This is a genomic window from Sphingomonas arantia (genome assembly GCF_042682045.1).
Classification (GTDB): domain Bacteria; phylum Pseudomonadota; class Alphaproteobacteria; order Sphingomonadales; family Sphingomonadaceae; genus Sphingomonas_R; species Sphingomonas_R arantia.
Window position 1 is genome coordinate 50,031 of the sequence record NZ_JBHUGS010000003.1, and the last position, 15,282, is coordinate 65,312.

Genomic DNA, 15,282 nt, shown 5'->3' on the forward strand with positions numbered 1-15,282 from the left:
GGCCGGGCCCCGGCCTCCGCCGGGGAACGGATCGATAAAAACCGCCCATCCCGAGCGCAGTCGAGAAGCCCACACCACCCCGAGCGCTCCGCTCGAGGCCCAGCGAACCTCACCCCTGCCCAAGCACGCCGGCAAAAGCCCGAACCCCAGCCGCGGGCCCATCCGGATGCCCCCAAACGGCACTGCTCACCGCCAGAAAATCCGCCCCAGCCGCCACCAGCGGCGCAGCATTGTCAGCGGTAATGCCGCCAACCGCCACGCACGGCGTCTCGAACACCGTCGTCCACCAGCCAAGCAACGCCGGCTCCGCGACATGCTCAACCGTCTTGGTCGTGGTCGGGAAAAACGCCCCGAACGCCACATAGTCCGCGCCGCGCTCACCCGCCTCCATCGCCAGGTGCCGGCTGTCGTGGCAGGTCACGCCGATCTGCGCCTCCTTGCCGAGCTGTTCGCGCGCATCGCGCGGATCGCCGTCGTCCTGCCCCAGATGGACGCCGTCCGCCCCCAACCGCTTGGCCAGGCCGATGCTGTCGTTGACGATGAACGCCACCTCCCGCGCGCGGCAGATTTCCACCAGCGGCCCAGCCAGCGCCGCGATCCGGTGATCGTCGATTCCCTTCAGCCGCAACTGGAACGCCGCCACCGGCCCCGCATCCAGCGCCGCCTCGAGCTGGGCTGCGAACCCGTCGTCGATCGCAGGCGGGGAGATCAGGTAAAGCTGGCACGCTGGCCGGAACTGCGGTTCGAACTGATCGGCAAAGGCCGGATCCAGTTTCAGCGCGTCGTCGTCGATTTCGGGAAGGTCGTTCATCCCCCGCCCCTACCGCAACCCCGCGCCCTGCGGAAGCGTCGCGATCCACGCGCGAAACGCATCCGGATCGTCCAGCTTGTGCGCCACCGCCTGCACCGCCCGCCCGCGCCGCCCCACGACGGGCTCGGCCAGATCGATCACGATGTTCGGCCAGGCCATCAGCGCGAGGTTCACCACCCCCGGCGCCCGCAGCGTCGCCGCCGACCAGTCCGCTCGCAGACCGCCGATCGCCGCGACCGGGATCGCCACCACGCCCAAAACGCCGGCCCGCATCGTCAGCACGCCGTCGCGAACCTCCGGCAGCCGCGTCCGGAGCGATACGATCAGCCGCACGATCCACACGACCGCGGCCATACTCACCAGCGACAACCCGACCGCGAAGGCCGGCCACCACATCGCGACCAGCGCATGCACCACGCCCATCTCGATCAGCGACAGCACCAGCATCACCCAAAGCATCGGCGCGATACTCCGATGACAGGGGAAGGTGACGACCGTGCCACCCGCCCCCGCCACGGCTTATTCCTCGTTCTTGTAGATGCGGATGATCTTGGCGAGCATCTCGAGCGCTTCCTCGCGCGGGCGCTGGAACGTGTTCCGCCCGATGATCGAGCCGTTGCCGCCGCCGTCGCGAATGTCGCGCGCATCCTGGTACAGCGCGTCCGACCCCTTGGTCGCCCCGCCGGAGAACACCACGAGCCGCCGCCCGGCAAAGCACGCCTGCCGGACATGCGCGACGCGCTTGGCCTGGGTCGACCAGTCGCCGTTCTTGTAGACCTCTACCGCTTCCTTCTGCTCGATATCGGCGGTCGGCAGCTTCACCTTGATGATGTGCGCGCCGAGCAGCGCCGCCATGTGCGCAGCATAGGCCCCGACGTCGAGCGACAGCTCACCCTTCTTCGAAATATCGCCGCCGCGCGGGTAGGACCAGATCACCGTCGCGATGCCGACCGCCTTGGCCTCCGCCGACATCTCGCGAATCTCGTTCATGGCGTCGAAGATGCCGTCCGATCCGGGATAGATGGTGAAACCGATCGCGGAACACCCGAGGCGCAACGCGTCGTCGACCGTCCCGGTGATCGCCTGCGAAATGCTGGTCGCCCAGCTGTTCGAGCTGTTGACCTTCAGGATCGTCGGGATCTGCCCGGCGAACGTGTCGGCGCCCGCCTCGATCATGCCCAGCGGTGCGGCATAGGCCGACAGCCCGGCGTCGATCGCCAACTGATAATGATACTGCGGATCGTAGGCCGGTGGGTTGATCGCGAACGACCGCGCCGGGCCATGCTCGAACCCCTGGTCGACCGGCAGGATCACCAGCTTGCCCGTCCCGCCCAGATGCCCGGCCGTCAGGATGCGCGCCAGATTGGCCTTCGTGCCCGGATTGTCGGACTCGTAATTGTCCAGGATCGCCTTGATCGTCGGGTTCAATGTCATGGCTGTTGCCTCCGGTGAATTTGTGCGGTGCGATATAGCGCTGCCGATGGCACGCAACCATGACAACGGTGGTCATTCCGGTTCACAGGCCCAACCAGCGACGCAAGGCTTGATCGACTGCGACCATTGTAGCGGCCGGCGCGTGTCCGATGACCTGTGAAATACGACGCGCGCGAATAGACGAGATCAAGTCCACTTCGATCTCACTTTGCACCTGAAGGCCAGTCTCGGCGCCTGCGTGGAGTGGCACTCGGACCAATGGCGCATAGCTAAGCGTCGACGTGATTGGACATACCGTCACGATCTCCGCACCCATCATGAGCTCAGTTGCCTGAACAACCAGGAACGGCCGCGCCTTCCCGGTGAATTCCCCGCGACCGTTCGCAACGACAATCTCACCGCGCTTCACGGCTTACGATCGCCCCAGTCATAGTCCGGCTCGTCCGCCATCAGATCGGCCGCCATCGCTTCAAGCCAATCCATATCGGATCCTCGCTGCGCCTCATGCACCAGCGCGACCTGACGCCGATACTCTGCATCCAGTGAGTGGCGGTCAACATATTCACGGACGGCCTCTCGCGCGACGTCACTCTTGGTACGATGGGTGCGGCGCGCGAGGGCCGTAAGGTCTGCCTCCAGATCCGGGTTCAATCGTATCCCAAGCATCGTCGCCTCCGTTCAACATGTTTAACATAGGCGGCGACGCTGGCAGGGTCAACCCATCAGCGCCTGGACCCCCGGCAATGGCTTGCCCTCCATCCACTCCAGAAACGCTCCGCCCGCGGTCGATACGAAGGTAAAGCGGTCCGCCACTCCCGCCTGGTTCAGCGCCGCGACCGTATCGCCGCCGCCCGCGACTGAAACCAGCGACCCGCTCTCGGTCAGCGCCGCCGCGGTGCGGGCCAGCGCCACCGTCGCGGTGTCGAACGGCGGCGTCTCGAACGCGCCCATCGGCCCGTTCCACACCAGCGTGCGGCAATTCTTAAGCACGTCGCCCAGCGACTCGGTCGCCGCCGGCCCGACGTCGAGGATCATCTCGTCCGCCGCGACCTCGTGCACGTTCACCGTCCGTGTCGGCGGATCGGCGCGGAATTCGGTCGCCACCACCACGTCGTACGGCAGGTGGACCGTGCAGCCCGCCGCGTCCGCCGCATCCAGGATCGCGTTGGCGGTATCGGTCAGGTCATGCTCGCACAGCGACTTGCCGACATCCACGCCGCGCGCCGCCAGGAACGTGTTGGCCATCCCGCCGCCGATGATCAGGTGATCGACCTTCGCGACCATCTGGCGCAGCACCTCGAGCTTCGTCGAAACCTTCGCCCCGCCGACAACCGCGGCCACCGGATGCTCCGGCTTGCCCAGTGCCTTTTCGAGCGCCTTCAGCTCCGCCTCCATCGACCGCCCGGCATAGGCCGGCAGCAGGTGCGCCAGCCCCTCGGTCGAAGCATGCGCGCGGTGTGCCGCGGAAAAAGCGTCGTTGACGTAGATCTCGCCCAGCTGCGCGATCGCCGCGGCCAGGCCGGCATCGTTCGCCTCCTCACCGGCATGGAAGCGCGTATTCTCGAGCACCGCGATGTCGCCCGGCTGCATTTGAGCGATCGCCTTGTCCGCGTCGGCACCCTGGCAATCGTCGATGAACCGCACTTCGCGGCCCAGCACGTCGGACAGCGGCCGCACGACCAGCGCCAGCGACATGTCCGGGTTCCGCGCGCCCTTGGGCCGCCCGAAATGTGCCAGCACCAGCACGATCGCACCCTTGTCGGACAGTTCGGCGATCGTGGGCGCGGCGGCCCGCAGGCGGGTGTCGTCGGTCACCTTCGCGCCGTCCATCGGCACGTTCAGGTCCTCGCGCACCAGCACGCGCTTGCCCGCGACGTCGCCGATATCGTCCATCGTCTTGAAAGCCGTCATGTCTCGATCCTTCATAGCGTGCGTACCGCGTCGCCGAGCCGAACATGGCCCCCGGCAATGACCGTCATCAGATATCCGCCGCGCCAGTCGGGCACCAGCGCGGGCCACAGGCCGGGATGCTGCTCGTCCATCCGTCGGCACGGATCGCATTCCCCGCTCACCGCCAGCCGGACGTCGCCGATCGCCACGATCGTGCCCGCCACCCGCGGCAGGTCCAGCCCCTCAACGAACAGGTTCGCCCGCCGGTGCGTCCATTGCAGCGCGCACGCCAGCTCCGCCTCCGCCAGCGTCCAGTCCTCGCGCCGAAGCAGCGAGACCTGCCGCCGCGTCACGCGCCCGTCCGGCTTGGCCTTGCCGCGGTAATCGCCGACCACGCCCTGCGCCGTCGTGATCGCGCTGTCCGACAACGTCTCCATCGCCGCGCGCGGCACGCGCCGCCGCGCCAGGCCGATCAACGTCCCCAGCCCGGCCGCGGCATGATCCGGATCGGACCCGACCGCGACCGGCGCAAAGGGCAGGAAGTCCTGAACCGGCTTGGCCTTACAGGAACTTGGCGATCGCACCCGCCGTGTCGATCATGCGGTTCGAGAAACCCCATTCATTGTCGTACCAGCTCAGCACGCGGACCAGCTTGCCCTCGAGCACCGCCGTTTCCAGGCTGTCGACCGACGAGCTGTGCGGATCGCCGTTGAAATCGGTCGACACCAGCGGATCGGTCACGAACTGCAGGATCCCCTTCAGCGGGCCGCTTTCCGATGCCGCCTTCAGCGCACCGTTCACCTCGGCCAGCGTCGTGTCGCGCGACGGCGTGAAGGTCAGGTCGATCAGCGACACGTTCGGCGTCGGCACCCGCACCGCGGACCCGTCCAGCTTGCCCTTCAACTCAGGCAGCACTTCCCCAACGGCCCGCGCGGCCCCCGTCGTGGTCGGGATCATCGACATCGCCGCGGCACGCGCTCGGCGCATGTCGGGGTGGATCTGGTCGAGGATCTTCTGGTCGTTGGTATAGCTGTGGATCGTCGTCATCAGGCCGCGCTCGATGCCGATCGCATCGTTCAGCACCTTCGCGACCGGCGCCAGGCAGTTGGTGGTGCACGACGCGTTCGACACGATCATGTGGTCCGCGGTGATCTTGTCGTGGTTCACGCCGTACACGACGGTCAGGTCGACATTCTTGCCCGGGGCCGAAATCAGCACGCGCTTGGCACCCGCGGTCAAATGCTTGCCCGCCGACTCGCGGTCCGTGAAGAAGCCCGTGCATTCCAGCGCGATGTCCACGCCCAGTTCGGCATGCGGCAGGTTGGCCGGATCACGCTCGGCCGTCACGCGGATGCGCTTGCCGTCGATCACCAGATGGTCGCCGTCCGCGGCCACGTCGCCGCCCCAAGTGCCGTGCACGCTGTCGCGCTTGAACAGCAGCGCGTTCGCCTTGGCATCGCCCAGGTCGTTGATCGCGACCAGTTCAAGCCCGCTGTCGGGACGCGAGAGGATCGCGCGCGCGACCAGCCGGCCGATGCGGCCGAATCCGTTGATGGCAACCTTCGTCATGCGTTCTGCTCCTTGGTTGGCGTCGTGGCGGCACGCCTATGCGCCGCGGTCGTGTCTCGGATGGGGACGGCGCCGCGCCCCCCGACAATGCGTCGCGACCGGATATGGGGACGGCCCGTGTCCGTGCCATCCATCGTCGACGGCGCGACGGTCCGGACAGGCGGCAGGCGGGTCGTCATCGGTCGGGCAGGCCCCTGTCGTTCGCGGGCCGCATAACCTGCGCTCCGTGCCGGCGTGCTTTGGCGGCGGCGGCCGGAATCGTCAACCGCGCGTCCGATCCGACAACCTTGTCGGTACCCGCTCCGGCCGCCCCGAACGGCCCGGTCGCAAGCCGCGGACGGACTGTCGGAACGCGATTTGCCATGCCCGTTCCGGGTGCTATCGCGCGGCCATGCCCAATGACATGCCCGAAACACTCGAAGAGGCGATCTTCCGCCTCGACGCCGCCGTGACCCGCGCCGAAACCGCGTTCGCCAACCGTCCTCCCGCCCCGCCCGAACCGTCGGCCGCCGAATCGACCGATCCCGTCGATCCGGACCTCCCCGCCCGCCACGCCAAGCTGCGCGCCGGGACCGAAGCGGCGGTCGCCAAGCTCGACACGCTCATCGCGGCGGAACGCGGCTGATGGCCAAGGTCATGCTCACGATCGCCGGCTACAGCCACGAACTCACCTGCCGCGACGGGGAGGAAGCGCGCTTCGAACGGCTCGCCGCCATCCTGAACGAGAAAGCCGGCCAGGCCGCGCAATCGGTCGGCGGGCTGACGGAGGTCCGCATGCTGCTGTTCGCCGGGCTCCTGCTCGCGGACGAGGTCGGTAACCTGCGCACCGCGGCCGAAGCCGCCGCCGCCACGCCGCCCGTGCCGGACGTCCTGCCCGACCCGCTGATGGCGCAGGCCGTCGCGGCGCTCGCCGCACGCATCGAAACGCTGGCGGAAGGCCTTGAGGCGGACGCACCGACCGCCTAGATAGAAGGCGGCGGGCACTGCCCGGTACGAGCCGAAGGAAAATCCCTGAGGCTATTCATCATCCTTCGGGGGCTGTCCCTGCCCGGATCCTGGTCCGACGCACATGGTCCCCACCTGACGTTACAGGCGTCAGAGGATATTCCGGCAAACGGCCATGGCGGTCCCGCCACCCATGGCAACCGGCATGCGACCGATCGATTGGGCTTGGGTACCATGGACAAGTCCGAACTCCGCCGCACGCTCCGCGCCGCCCGCGCCGGCTTCGTCCGGGACGAGGCGGTCGCCGCCCACATGCTGGTCGCCACGCTCCAGGTCGCCGAACATGCCGCGCCCCAGCTCGCCGGCGCACGCATCGTCGCCGGCTATGTCTCGGACGGCGAAGAGGTCGATCCGCTCCCGCTTCTCTTCCGCGCGCTCGATCAGGGCTGCATCGTCGCCCTGCCGCGCATCACCGACCGCGCCTCGCCGATGGTCTTCCACCACTGGTTCCCCGGCGACGACCTGATCCCCGGCCCGCTCGGCCTGCTGCAACCGCGCGCCGATGCCGAGATCGTCGAACCCGACCTGATCGTCGCACCGCTGGTCGGCTACGACGCCGCCTGCAACCGGCTTGGCCAAGGTGCCGGCTTCTACGACCGCGCCTTCGCTGCCCTTCCGCAGACACGCCGCATCGGTCTGGCCTGGACCGTCCAGGGGGTCGATCGCCTGCCGCTGGACGACTGGGACGTCCCGCTCCACGGCATCGCCACCGAACGCGGCTGGATCGCCGCATGAACGAGCCCAGCTGGCGCAAACCGGTCGGCGCGCTCATGATTCTCGCCGTCGTCCTCATCTGGACCGCGCTGTTCGCCAGCTTCTCCGATTCGGTCGCGACGCTCCACTGGACGCTGCAACTCGTCTACTACGCGCTCGCCGGCCTCGCCTGGATCTGGCTCACCCCCGTGAAACCGATCCTCCGCTGGATGCAGACCACCCGCTGGCGCTGATGCTGGGGTGAGGGGTCGACGCCCGCTCTGCTCGTTCTGGCGGAAGGACTGAAGCCGGTCTCAACCGGAATGTCACACCCCGCCCCACACACGTCATCCCGGCGAAAGCCGGGATCTCCCTCCGGTGAAGCGCCCACCCCTAGCCCAAGGGAGATCCCGGCCTACGCCGGGATGACGGGCCCGAAGGCGCAGTGGCTACGCAAGCCCCCCATTCGCAGCCGCCGAATCCCAGCCGTCGAACAGGCCAAAGCCAAACAGCAGCCAGGCAAAAACCCGCCACCGCGCTCAACCAACAATGTAAGAAACCCCCTACCCGGGGAAAGGATACGCGCCATTCCCGTCAGGGAATGGCGCGAGTGACGGGGCTCGAACCCGCGACCTCCGGCGTGACAGGCCGGCACTCTAACCAACTGAGCTACACCCGCTTGAAGCGTGGGGGGGCAACTACCGGCGGTCGCAGGATGCGTCAACCGCAATTCGCGTGACCCATGACGTTATCGTGACGGTCGCGCGATCACGCCCGCCTCACTCCGGCGCAGTGCCGGTCAACGTCCCTTCCTCGAACAGGAAACCCGCGATGTCGGGTTTCCCCGCCGCATCCAGGATGGTCTTCAGGATGATCAGCAGCGGCACCGCCAGCAGCGCGCCCACCGTCCCCCACACCCAACCCCAGAAACTCAGCGCCACCAGGATCAGCAGCGGATTGATCGTCAGCTTGCGCCCCACCAGCATCGGCGTGATCGCGTTGGCCTCCACCACATGCATGCCGACGAAGATCGCCGCGGGCAGCAGCGCGTACCACGCGTCCGAAAACGTCATCAGCCCGCCCACCGCCAGCAGCAGCGCCGCCAGGATCGGCCCGAGATACGGAATGTAGTTCAACAGCGCGACAAGCCCGCCCCACATCAGCGGCGTCGGCATGCTGATGATCGACAGGCCCACCGCCACCGCAGCCCCCAGCGTGACGTTGATGATCGTGATCGTGCCGAGATAGGCCGACGTCGCGTTCACCATGTCCTGAATCACGCGCGCGGTCGCCATCGCGCTCGAAAAACTGCCGCGGTTGCTGATCGTCCGGCGGCGGAGACTCGTCCAGCCCGACAGGAAGAAGAAGATCACCAGGATCGCGAAGAACATCTGGATCAGCGCATGCGGCGCGGACGAGGTCAGCAGGTCGAGCAGCGAATTGGGCGGCGACTGCGCCACCACCGTCCGCGATCCGCCGGTCGCCGGCGCGCGCTGCACCAGCTTCATCGTCTGCGCGATGAACTTGTCGAGGCTCGCATAGAGTTCGATCACCGGTTTCAAATTCTGCCGGATCCGCCCGATCCGGTCGGGCAGCAGCGAGAACCAGCCCGTCGCCGGCACCACGATCGAAGCGATCGCCACGTTGGCGACGATCAGGAACATCAGCACGCACGTCAGCGCCGCCGCCGCAGACGGCATGCCGCGCCGCTCCAGCCATTCGAGGCTCGGCACCAGCGCGATCGCGATGACCAGCGCGGCGGTGATCGGCAGGAAGAACTCCGCCCCCGCCATCAGCGCGAACGGCACCGCCAGCACAAACCCCGCCCCGGCGATCAGCGTCAGCGCGGCGAGCAGCCGGTCACGCCGAAACGCCTCCGCCACGAAATCGACCGCGGCATCGGACACCGGCGTCCCGTCGGCATCCGTCACCGGCACGACGCTCGGCAGCGCGGGCGGTACGGCTCCGCTCGCGACCGAATCGCTTGCCGCGGTTGCCGCGCCTGCCTGGCCGTCCGGCCTCTGTCCGTCGTTCGCGTCCACTCGCCGTCTCCCTCCCCGCGCCCGGCCGCAACCGTCACAAAATCTTCAAGGACCCGGCTCGGACAGCCAAGAATCGACCACCGGAAAGGTTCCATGCCGCCAAACGCCCCGAATCCGGTTGGCCTGTCCTTCCCACAACTCGTCGTTGCACCTTTGACGAAAAGGTTCCGAACGGGAATGGGGAAACCAACGGTCGTACCGGACTGCTGCGTGCGCGCGCGGCCGGTTTCCAACGACAAGACGTGAACGTCAGCCGGACCCCCGTTTTTGTTTCGGGTCCGGGGCAGCGTTTACGCATTTGCCGGAGTGTTGAGTGGTTTCTGTTCGTCGATCCCAGGTGCTTGCGGTTTCCAGCCTCGCGCTGTTGTCCGCCGCCGTGTTGATCCCCGCGTCGATGACGTCCGCGGCGGAAACACCGGCCTCCTGGGCTCAGCCTGCCGTCGCGGTGCTGCTCGCTCCCGCCGCACCCAGCCAAGCGCAGATGAACGTCCTCCGCTTCCGCCAGATCGCCGCCAAGACCTTCGCCGAACCGATCCGCACCCTGTCCGCCGACGACGACAATGCGGACCAGGACACGCCGGAAGAAACCGCCACCCTCGACGCCGAAACGCTCTGCATGGCCAAGGTCGTGCATCACGAAGCCGGCAACCAGTCGCGCGAAGGGCAGCTCGCCGTCGCGCAGACCATCCTGAACCGCAAGGACTCCGGTCGCTTCGCCCGCACGGTCTGCGGCGTGGTGCATCAGCGGAACCAGTATTTCGACACGACCCGCTACCACCCGAACCGCGGCACCGCGCAGTGGGAAGCCGCCGTGTCGGTCGCCTACGAAGCGATGTCGGGCAAGGCACAGGACGTCGTCCCCGGCGCGCTCTTCTTCCGCGCCGCCTACGCCGCCCCCACCAACTTCTTCAAGAGCCGCACCCGCGTCGCCTCGCTCGGTGACCACGTCTTCTACCGGTAATTTATTCTAAGCCCCTCTCCATTAGGGGAGGGGTTGGGGTGGGGGCGACAGCACCGCCGACGCAACAGCGTGGCGAGATCGACTGGCCCCTAAATCAATCCCCCTCAGCTGGCGCCTGCCCAGGAAATCGCACCGCCTGCGCCCGCTTCCACACCCCGTGCAGCCACTCCCGCGGCGCCGCCACCTGCATCCGCTCGGTCGCCGCCAGCCAGCCCTCGGTCGCACCCGTCACCCGCACCATCGTCTCGCTCGGCTCCTGCTCCGCGGCCCAGCCGTTCAGCGCCTGCGCGTTGGTCAGCAGCAGGAACAGGCTCGCCACCAGGATCGATCCCGCCGCCCAACCCAGCGCCGGCCGCGCATCGTCCTCCGCATCGCTGGCCAGATCGACCGGCGACGGCGCTTCCGCCCGCGTGCTTCCGTTCCGCTCGCTCACATCATGGCTCCCGTCAGAACTGGTAATAGATGAAGGGCGCGACCCCTTCGAAACGCATCGCATCGATCAGTAGGATCGCCAGGCCGGTCGCGACCCCCAGCACCGGCGCCGGCCACGTCCGGATGCGCAGCGCGATCCCCGGCAGCAGCCGCGGCGGCGCGGCATGGATCGCCAGCCCGAACAGGATGAGCGCCAACTGCAACGGCGTCGCGGTGAAACCACCCAGCCCGTTCGCGCCGATCCCGTGCAGATACGCGATCGCATCGCCGAAACTCGGCGCGCGGAAGAAGATCCAGCCCAGCACGACGATATGGAAGGTGATCAGCACTCCGACCCATCGCGGCAGCACCGGCCAGCCCGCCGGGCGAAACTCGCGCCACAACCGCTCGATCGCCAGCACGCCGCCGTGCAACCCGCCCCAGATCAGGAACGTCCACTTGGCCCCATGCCACAACCCGCCGAGCAGCATCGTGACCATCAGGTTGCGGCAGATGTACCAGACACCGCCGCGATTGCCCCCCAGCGCATCGATATAGAGATAGTCGCGCAGCCAGCTCGACAGGCTGATGTGCCAGCGCCGCCAGAACTCCTGCAACGACGCCGCGCGGTACGGCTGGTCGAAATTGCGCGGGAACCGGTAACCGAACAGCGCCGCGATCCCGATCGCCATGTCGGAATAGGCCGAGAAGTCGCAGTAGATCTGCACCGCATAACCATAGGCCGCCAGCATCAGATCGATCCCCGAATGGCCCGCGATATCGGCAAACACCGGGTCGACGAACTGCGTCGCCAGTTCGGACGCGATCACCGCTTTCTTGAACAGCCCCCACACGATCAGCAGCAGCGCGGAGGCCACCATCCCGCGGTTCAGCCGCGGCGTCGTCTGCAACTGCGGCACCAGGTCCGCCGCGCGCACGATCGGTCCCGCCACCAGATGCGGGAAGAACGACATGAGGAACGTGATGTCGAGCAGCGACGCCGCCGGCACGCGCCGCTTGTACACGTCGATCAGGTAACTCATCCCCTGGAACGTGAAGAACGACACGCCGACCGGCAGGATGATCTGTACCAGCGGCAGGTCGCGCGCGAAGCCGGCCGCGGCCAGCACGTCGCGCACCTGTTCCAGGAAGAACCCGTAATATTTGAAGAACCCCAGGATCGCCAGATTGCCGACGACCCCCGCGATCATCACGCGCTTGCGCATCACCGCATCCGCGCTGTCCGATATCAGCCGCGCCGCCCCCCAGTTCAGCACCGCCGACAGGATCAGCAGCGCCACGAACCGCCAGTCCCACGCGCCGTAGAACACCCAGCTCGCCAGCAGCAGCAGGATCTTGCGCCACTCGTTCGACCGCGATGCCCCCCACACCACGCAGAAGGTGACGAGGAAGAACAATCCGAATGTGAGCGTGGGAAACAGCATTATCTGCTCCCCCTCCCTTTCAAGGGAGGGGGCTGGGGGGTGGGTGCAACCTCAAGCCAGATCGCAGCATCCGCCGACGTCGCAGAACTCACCGCGGCATCCCCGCCGCATCCAGATCCGCCTGCAGCCGCCCGGCAATGTCCCGCCCGCCAAGCGAGTTGAAATGGACATAATCCCCGCGCATCCGCGACGGCGTGCCGCGCACCCACTGCGTCGACGAACAGGGCCCGCCCATCCGTGCGCCCCAGTCCCAGAAGGCCAGCCCCAGCTCCCCCGCGATCCGCCGTTGGATATCGCGCACCGCACGCATCCCCGGCGGCACGAACAGCCCGGACACCGCCGGCTTCACCGTCGTCGTCGTGGTCGCGGCCACCGGCACCACCACCGGCGCGCTACTGCCCGACTGCGCGGCCAGCGCCGCGATCGTCGCATCCATGTCCTGCCCCGCCGCCGACGGCGCCACCACCGCCGGCACCACCACCGGCACCGCGGTCGTCACCCGCACCGCCGGCACACTGCACGACACCGCCCCGCCCGGCGCATTGTTCAACAGCGCCAGCTGGCGGCTGGCGGCGTCGGGCGCACCCAGCATCAGGATCGGCACATTGCCCGCCAGCCGCCGCAACCGCCCGATCGCGCTGCGCAACGTCGTCTCATATCCGAACGGGCTGACGCTCGGCGAAAACCCCTCGTTCGTGCCATAGGCCAGCACGATCATGTCCGGCCGGTAACTGCGGAATTCTTCCTTCAGCACCGCATCGTCGGTGCGCGAGAAATGGATCAGCTGCGATCCCACCACGCCGACGTTGGACAGCACCACGCCGCCATTGTCGCGGAACGTGCCCCACGACGTGATCGTCACCGGCGCGCCGTCCGCGGTCACCGTGACGGACGGGTTCGGCCGATCGAGCGCGAAGGTCCGGCACTCCGGCCGCTCGGTATTGGAATCGAGATCGAACCGGCTCTCCGCCGCGCCGATCCGCACCATCAGCGCACCCGCCCCCGGCCGCGCGATCGCGCACAGCACGAACCGGTCGAAACTCTGCGCCCCGTCCGACGTCAGCGACATCGACGCGCCCGGCGTCGTGCTCGTCATGCTGAACCCCGCCACGCCGATCGCCGGTCGCGGCTGCGCGGATCCCGCCCCGAACGTTCCGTTCACCCGCCAGCCGGACGACATCGTCGCGGTCACCCCGCGCGTCAGATACCCGGCATAAGGCCGCCCCGCCGCCAGCACACCGCGTCCGCCGCCGCCGTACCGCGCCTGCAACAGGTCGCGCCACGCACCGGTGATCGCATCGCCCGCCGTATGGCTGTCGCCGATCTGCAGGATATGCACCGGCCGCGTGCCACGTGTCTTCGCCGCGAGCTTCGCGAATACCGGGGCCAGCTCGTCCGCATTGCACAGATTGCCGTTGCACGGTCCCGCCAGCGCGGGCGCCGAAACGAGCATCCCCGCCACGGCGATCGCGATCCGCATCCTCATCGCGGCGCCCCCATGTCGAATCGCGCCGGTTCCGCGGGACGCGGCGACACCGCGCTCCCCGCCGGGGGCAGCCCCGCCCGCGCCCGCGCCGCCGCGACCAGCGCGTCGATCCGCTGCGCCAGTCCGCGCGTGATGCGGACATATCCGTTCATCGACATATGCACCCCGTCGTCCGCACGCATCAGCACCGGCTTCCCACTCGAATCCGGCAGATAGGCCGCAAACCCGTCCGGCCCGCTCGACATCGGCCGCGTATCGATAAACGGCACGCCCAGATCCGACATCAGCCGCGCATAGAAGGCGTTCATCGCGGTGATGTCCGCATCGAACGCCGGCTTGCGCATCCGCGGCAGGCCGACCCAGTACACCGTCGCGCCACTATCGCGCAGCTCGCGGACCAGTCCCGCCGCACGCCTCGCGATCAACCCCTGCCACGCCGGCGACATATATTTCGCCAGATGCCCGTCGGCGATCACACCCTGCGTATCGTTCGCGCCGTAGCTGACGACCGCGATATCAACCGGATCGCTCGCTACCTGCTGCGCAGTATGGGTTTCCAGGTTCAGGCTCTTGTAGCGCGTGAAGCCCGTCGCCTGCCGGCTGTATTTCGTCACGCGGTACCCGCGCTTCTGCGGCAATTCGCGCGCCAGCCCGGACCACACACCGTCGCCGAAACTGTCGCCATACACCCCGACCCGCACCGGCCGGCCCTCCGCCACCGTCCGCGCCAGCGATGGCGGCACCGCGACCGCACTGTCCGGCACCGACGCCACCGCCGGCGGCACACCGGGTGCGACCGGCACGGCCGGCGCATCGGGCGCGATCGAAACGGGGTCCATCCCCGGCACCGGCGGAGCAACCGGACGCGCATCCGGTCCGGCCGAGGTCACGGGCGGCGGCGGGGCCAATGCCTCGGGCACCAGTGGCGGCACGACGGGAGCAGGCTCGCGGCCGCCGGCAAAGGCGAACCCGATCGCGGTCCCCGCCGCCACACCCAGGAACAGCACCGCCGTCCGATCCGCCAGTAGCTGCCACGTCTTCATGCGAACTTCGTCTCCACCGACCATCCGCTCCTATGCGGAGGCAGGCCCGACTGTCACGCACCGATGCGCCGAACGGTTCGTCCACTCGCGCAGGGGGAGCGCAGTCGGCGAGACGGGATAGCGATAGCTATCCTGCACGCCGACACGTTCGGACGGCGCTGCAGAGCGCGCCCATAGGGCGCGGCTTTGCCGCGACCGACGGGCACGCGGGTGGACCGAACCGCCCTGCCCGGCGTTTCCGGTGTATCAAATTAGGAGACCGAACATGACCAGCCCGCTCCAGCCGACCCCGGATCCGCTCAAGGAACCGGCCACCAAGGGCGCCGACGGCGGCGCATCGATCACGGGCGAGGCGCACATGCCGCGCGACCCAGACGACGATAGCGTCAACGGCAGCCAGAATCTGGAGCAGCGCCACGCGCCCGACACGTTCAAGGACGGCGACCCGGCAAACCACGGCAGCCGCTGACTAGCGGCGGTCCGCTCCGGCCG

General features: G+C 68.1%; 19 protein-coding genes and 1 tRNA gene. 6 read left to right on the plus strand and 14 right to left on the minus strand.

The genetic code is table 11. The features are described 5' to 3' along the window. Positions 1-109 precede the first annotated feature (109 nt). From thiE to gap, 8 genes are all read right to left on the minus strand, one after another. Complete coding sequence (thiE, locus tag ACFSGX_RS11700) at positions 110-811, minus strand: thiamine phosphate synthase (RefSeq protein WP_380930113.1); 702 nt, start codon at positions 809-811, stop codon at positions 110-112. Positions 812-820: 9 nt separating this feature from the next. Beyond that, on the minus strand, positions 821-1,270 hold the full coding sequence (locus ACFSGX_RS11705) for a hypothetical protein (protein WP_380930114.1): 450 nt from the start codon (positions 1,268-1,270) through the stop codon (positions 821-823). A 60-nt stretch (positions 1,271-1,330) separates the two neighbouring features. Then, positions 1,331-2,245, minus strand: coding sequence for a class I fructose-bisphosphate aldolase (locus ACFSGX_RS11710; RefSeq protein WP_380930116.1), 915 nt, complete (start codon positions 2,243-2,245; stop codon positions 1,331-1,333). Between the two features lie 82 nt (positions 2,246-2,327). Beyond that, entirely contained in the window at positions 2,328-2,654 is a 327-nt protein-coding gene (locus ACFSGX_RS11715; RefSeq protein ID WP_380930118.1) for a type II toxin-antitoxin system PemK/MazF family toxin, read from the minus strand. Beyond that, positions 2,651-2,911 carry a ribbon-helix-helix protein, CopG family gene (locus ACFSGX_RS11720; RefSeq protein ID WP_380930120.1) on the minus strand — a complete coding sequence of 87 codons (261 nt, stop codon included), beginning with the start codon at positions 2,909-2,911 and terminating at the stop codon, positions 2,651-2,653. The genes ACFSGX_RS11715 and ACFSGX_RS11720 overlap by 4 nt, the downstream gene beginning before the upstream one ends. A gap of 48 nt (positions 2,912-2,959) precedes the next feature. Next, positions 2,960-4,156, minus strand: coding sequence for a phosphoglycerate kinase (locus ACFSGX_RS11725; protein ID WP_380930122.1), 1,197 nt, complete (start codon positions 4,154-4,156; stop codon positions 2,960-2,962). A gap of 11 nt (positions 4,157-4,167) precedes the next feature. After that, positions 4,168-4,719 carry an MOSC domain-containing protein gene (locus tag ACFSGX_RS11730; RefSeq protein ID WP_380930124.1) on the minus strand — a complete coding sequence of 184 codons (552 nt, stop codon included), beginning with the start codon at positions 4,717-4,719 and terminating at the stop codon, positions 4,168-4,170. Further along, entirely contained in the window at positions 4,697-5,704 is a 1,008-nt protein-coding gene (gene gap / locus ACFSGX_RS11735) for a type I glyceraldehyde-3-phosphate dehydrogenase (protein WP_380930126.1), read from the minus strand. The genes ACFSGX_RS11730 and gap overlap by 23 nt, the downstream gene beginning before the upstream one ends. 391 nt (positions 5,705-6,095) lie before the next feature. Between gap and ACFSGX_RS11740 the strand changes: the two genes are divergently transcribed. The 4 genes from ACFSGX_RS11740 to ACFSGX_RS11755 all read left to right on the plus strand — a co-directional run bounded on the left by ACFSGX_RS11740 (position 6,096) and on the right by ACFSGX_RS11755 (position 7,656). Continuing rightward, on the plus strand, positions 6,096-6,329 hold the full coding sequence (locus tag ACFSGX_RS11740) for a hypothetical protein (RefSeq protein WP_380930127.1): 234 nt from the start codon (positions 6,096-6,098) through the stop codon (positions 6,327-6,329). Continuing rightward, entirely contained in the window at positions 6,329-6,670 is a 342-nt protein-coding gene (locus tag ACFSGX_RS11745) for a cell division protein ZapA (RefSeq protein ID WP_380930129.1), read from the plus strand. Before ACFSGX_RS11740 ends, ACFSGX_RS11745 begins: the two co-directional genes overlap by 1 nt. 213 nt (positions 6,671-6,883) lie before the next feature. Further along, positions 6,884-7,444: a 5-formyltetrahydrofolate cyclo-ligase gene (locus tag ACFSGX_RS11750; RefSeq protein WP_380930767.1), complete on the plus strand. Its 561-nt coding sequence runs from the start codon at positions 6,884-6,886 to the stop codon at positions 7,442-7,444. Continuing rightward, entirely contained in the window at positions 7,441-7,656 is a 216-nt protein-coding gene (locus ACFSGX_RS11755; protein ID WP_380930131.1) for a DUF2842 domain-containing protein, read from the plus strand. Before ACFSGX_RS11750 ends, ACFSGX_RS11755 begins: the two co-directional genes overlap by 4 nt. 348 nt (positions 7,657-8,004) lie before the next feature. On the opposite strand, the gene ACFSGX_RS11760 is transcribed toward ACFSGX_RS11755, so the two are convergent. Together ACFSGX_RS11760 and ACFSGX_RS11765 are read right to left on the minus strand one after the other, a co-directional pair. Next, a tRNA-Asp gene (locus ACFSGX_RS11760) sits at positions 8,005-8,081 on the minus strand. Between the two features lie 100 nt (positions 8,082-8,181). Beyond that, complete coding sequence (locus ACFSGX_RS11765) at positions 8,182-9,309, minus strand: AI-2E family transporter (RefSeq protein ID WP_380930769.1); 1,128 nt, start codon at positions 9,307-9,309, stop codon at positions 8,182-8,184. A gap of 472 nt (positions 9,310-9,781) precedes the next feature. Between ACFSGX_RS11765 and ACFSGX_RS11770 the strand changes: the two genes are divergently transcribed. Next, positions 9,782-10,405, plus strand: coding sequence for a cell wall hydrolase (locus ACFSGX_RS11770; protein ID WP_380930133.1), 624 nt, complete (start codon positions 9,782-9,784; stop codon positions 10,403-10,405). A gap of 94 nt (positions 10,406-10,499) precedes the next feature. On the opposite strand, the gene ACFSGX_RS11775 is transcribed toward ACFSGX_RS11770, so the two are convergent. From ACFSGX_RS11775 to ACFSGX_RS11790, 4 genes are all read right to left on the minus strand, one after another. Next, on the minus strand, positions 10,500-10,838 hold the full coding sequence (locus ACFSGX_RS11775; RefSeq protein ID WP_380930135.1) for a hypothetical protein: 339 nt from the start codon (positions 10,836-10,838) through the stop codon (positions 10,500-10,502). A 13-nt stretch (positions 10,839-10,851) separates the two neighbouring features. Further along, positions 10,852-12,261, minus strand: coding sequence for an MBOAT family O-acyltransferase (locus ACFSGX_RS11780; RefSeq protein ID WP_380930136.1), 1,410 nt, complete (start codon positions 12,259-12,261; stop codon positions 10,852-10,854). 88 nt (positions 12,262-12,349) lie between these two features. Further along, the gene (locus ACFSGX_RS11785) at positions 12,350-13,747 is read right to left on the minus strand and encodes an SGNH/GDSL hydrolase family protein (protein WP_380930138.1); all 1,398 of its coding nucleotides are present in this window, start codon (positions 13,745-13,747) and stop codon (positions 12,350-12,352) included. Next, positions 13,744-14,790 carry a DUF459 domain-containing protein gene (locus ACFSGX_RS11790; RefSeq protein ID WP_380930139.1) on the minus strand — a complete coding sequence of 349 codons (1,047 nt, stop codon included), beginning with the start codon at positions 14,788-14,790 and terminating at the stop codon, positions 13,744-13,746. Before ACFSGX_RS11790 ends, ACFSGX_RS11785 begins: the two co-directional genes overlap by 4 nt. Positions 14,791-15,055: 265 nt before the next feature. Between ACFSGX_RS11790 and ACFSGX_RS11795 the strand changes: the two genes are divergently transcribed. Next, entirely contained in the window at positions 15,056-15,259 is a 204-nt protein-coding gene (locus tag ACFSGX_RS11795; RefSeq protein ID WP_380930141.1) for a hypothetical protein, read from the plus strand. Positions 15,260-15,282: the final 23 nt, after the last annotated feature.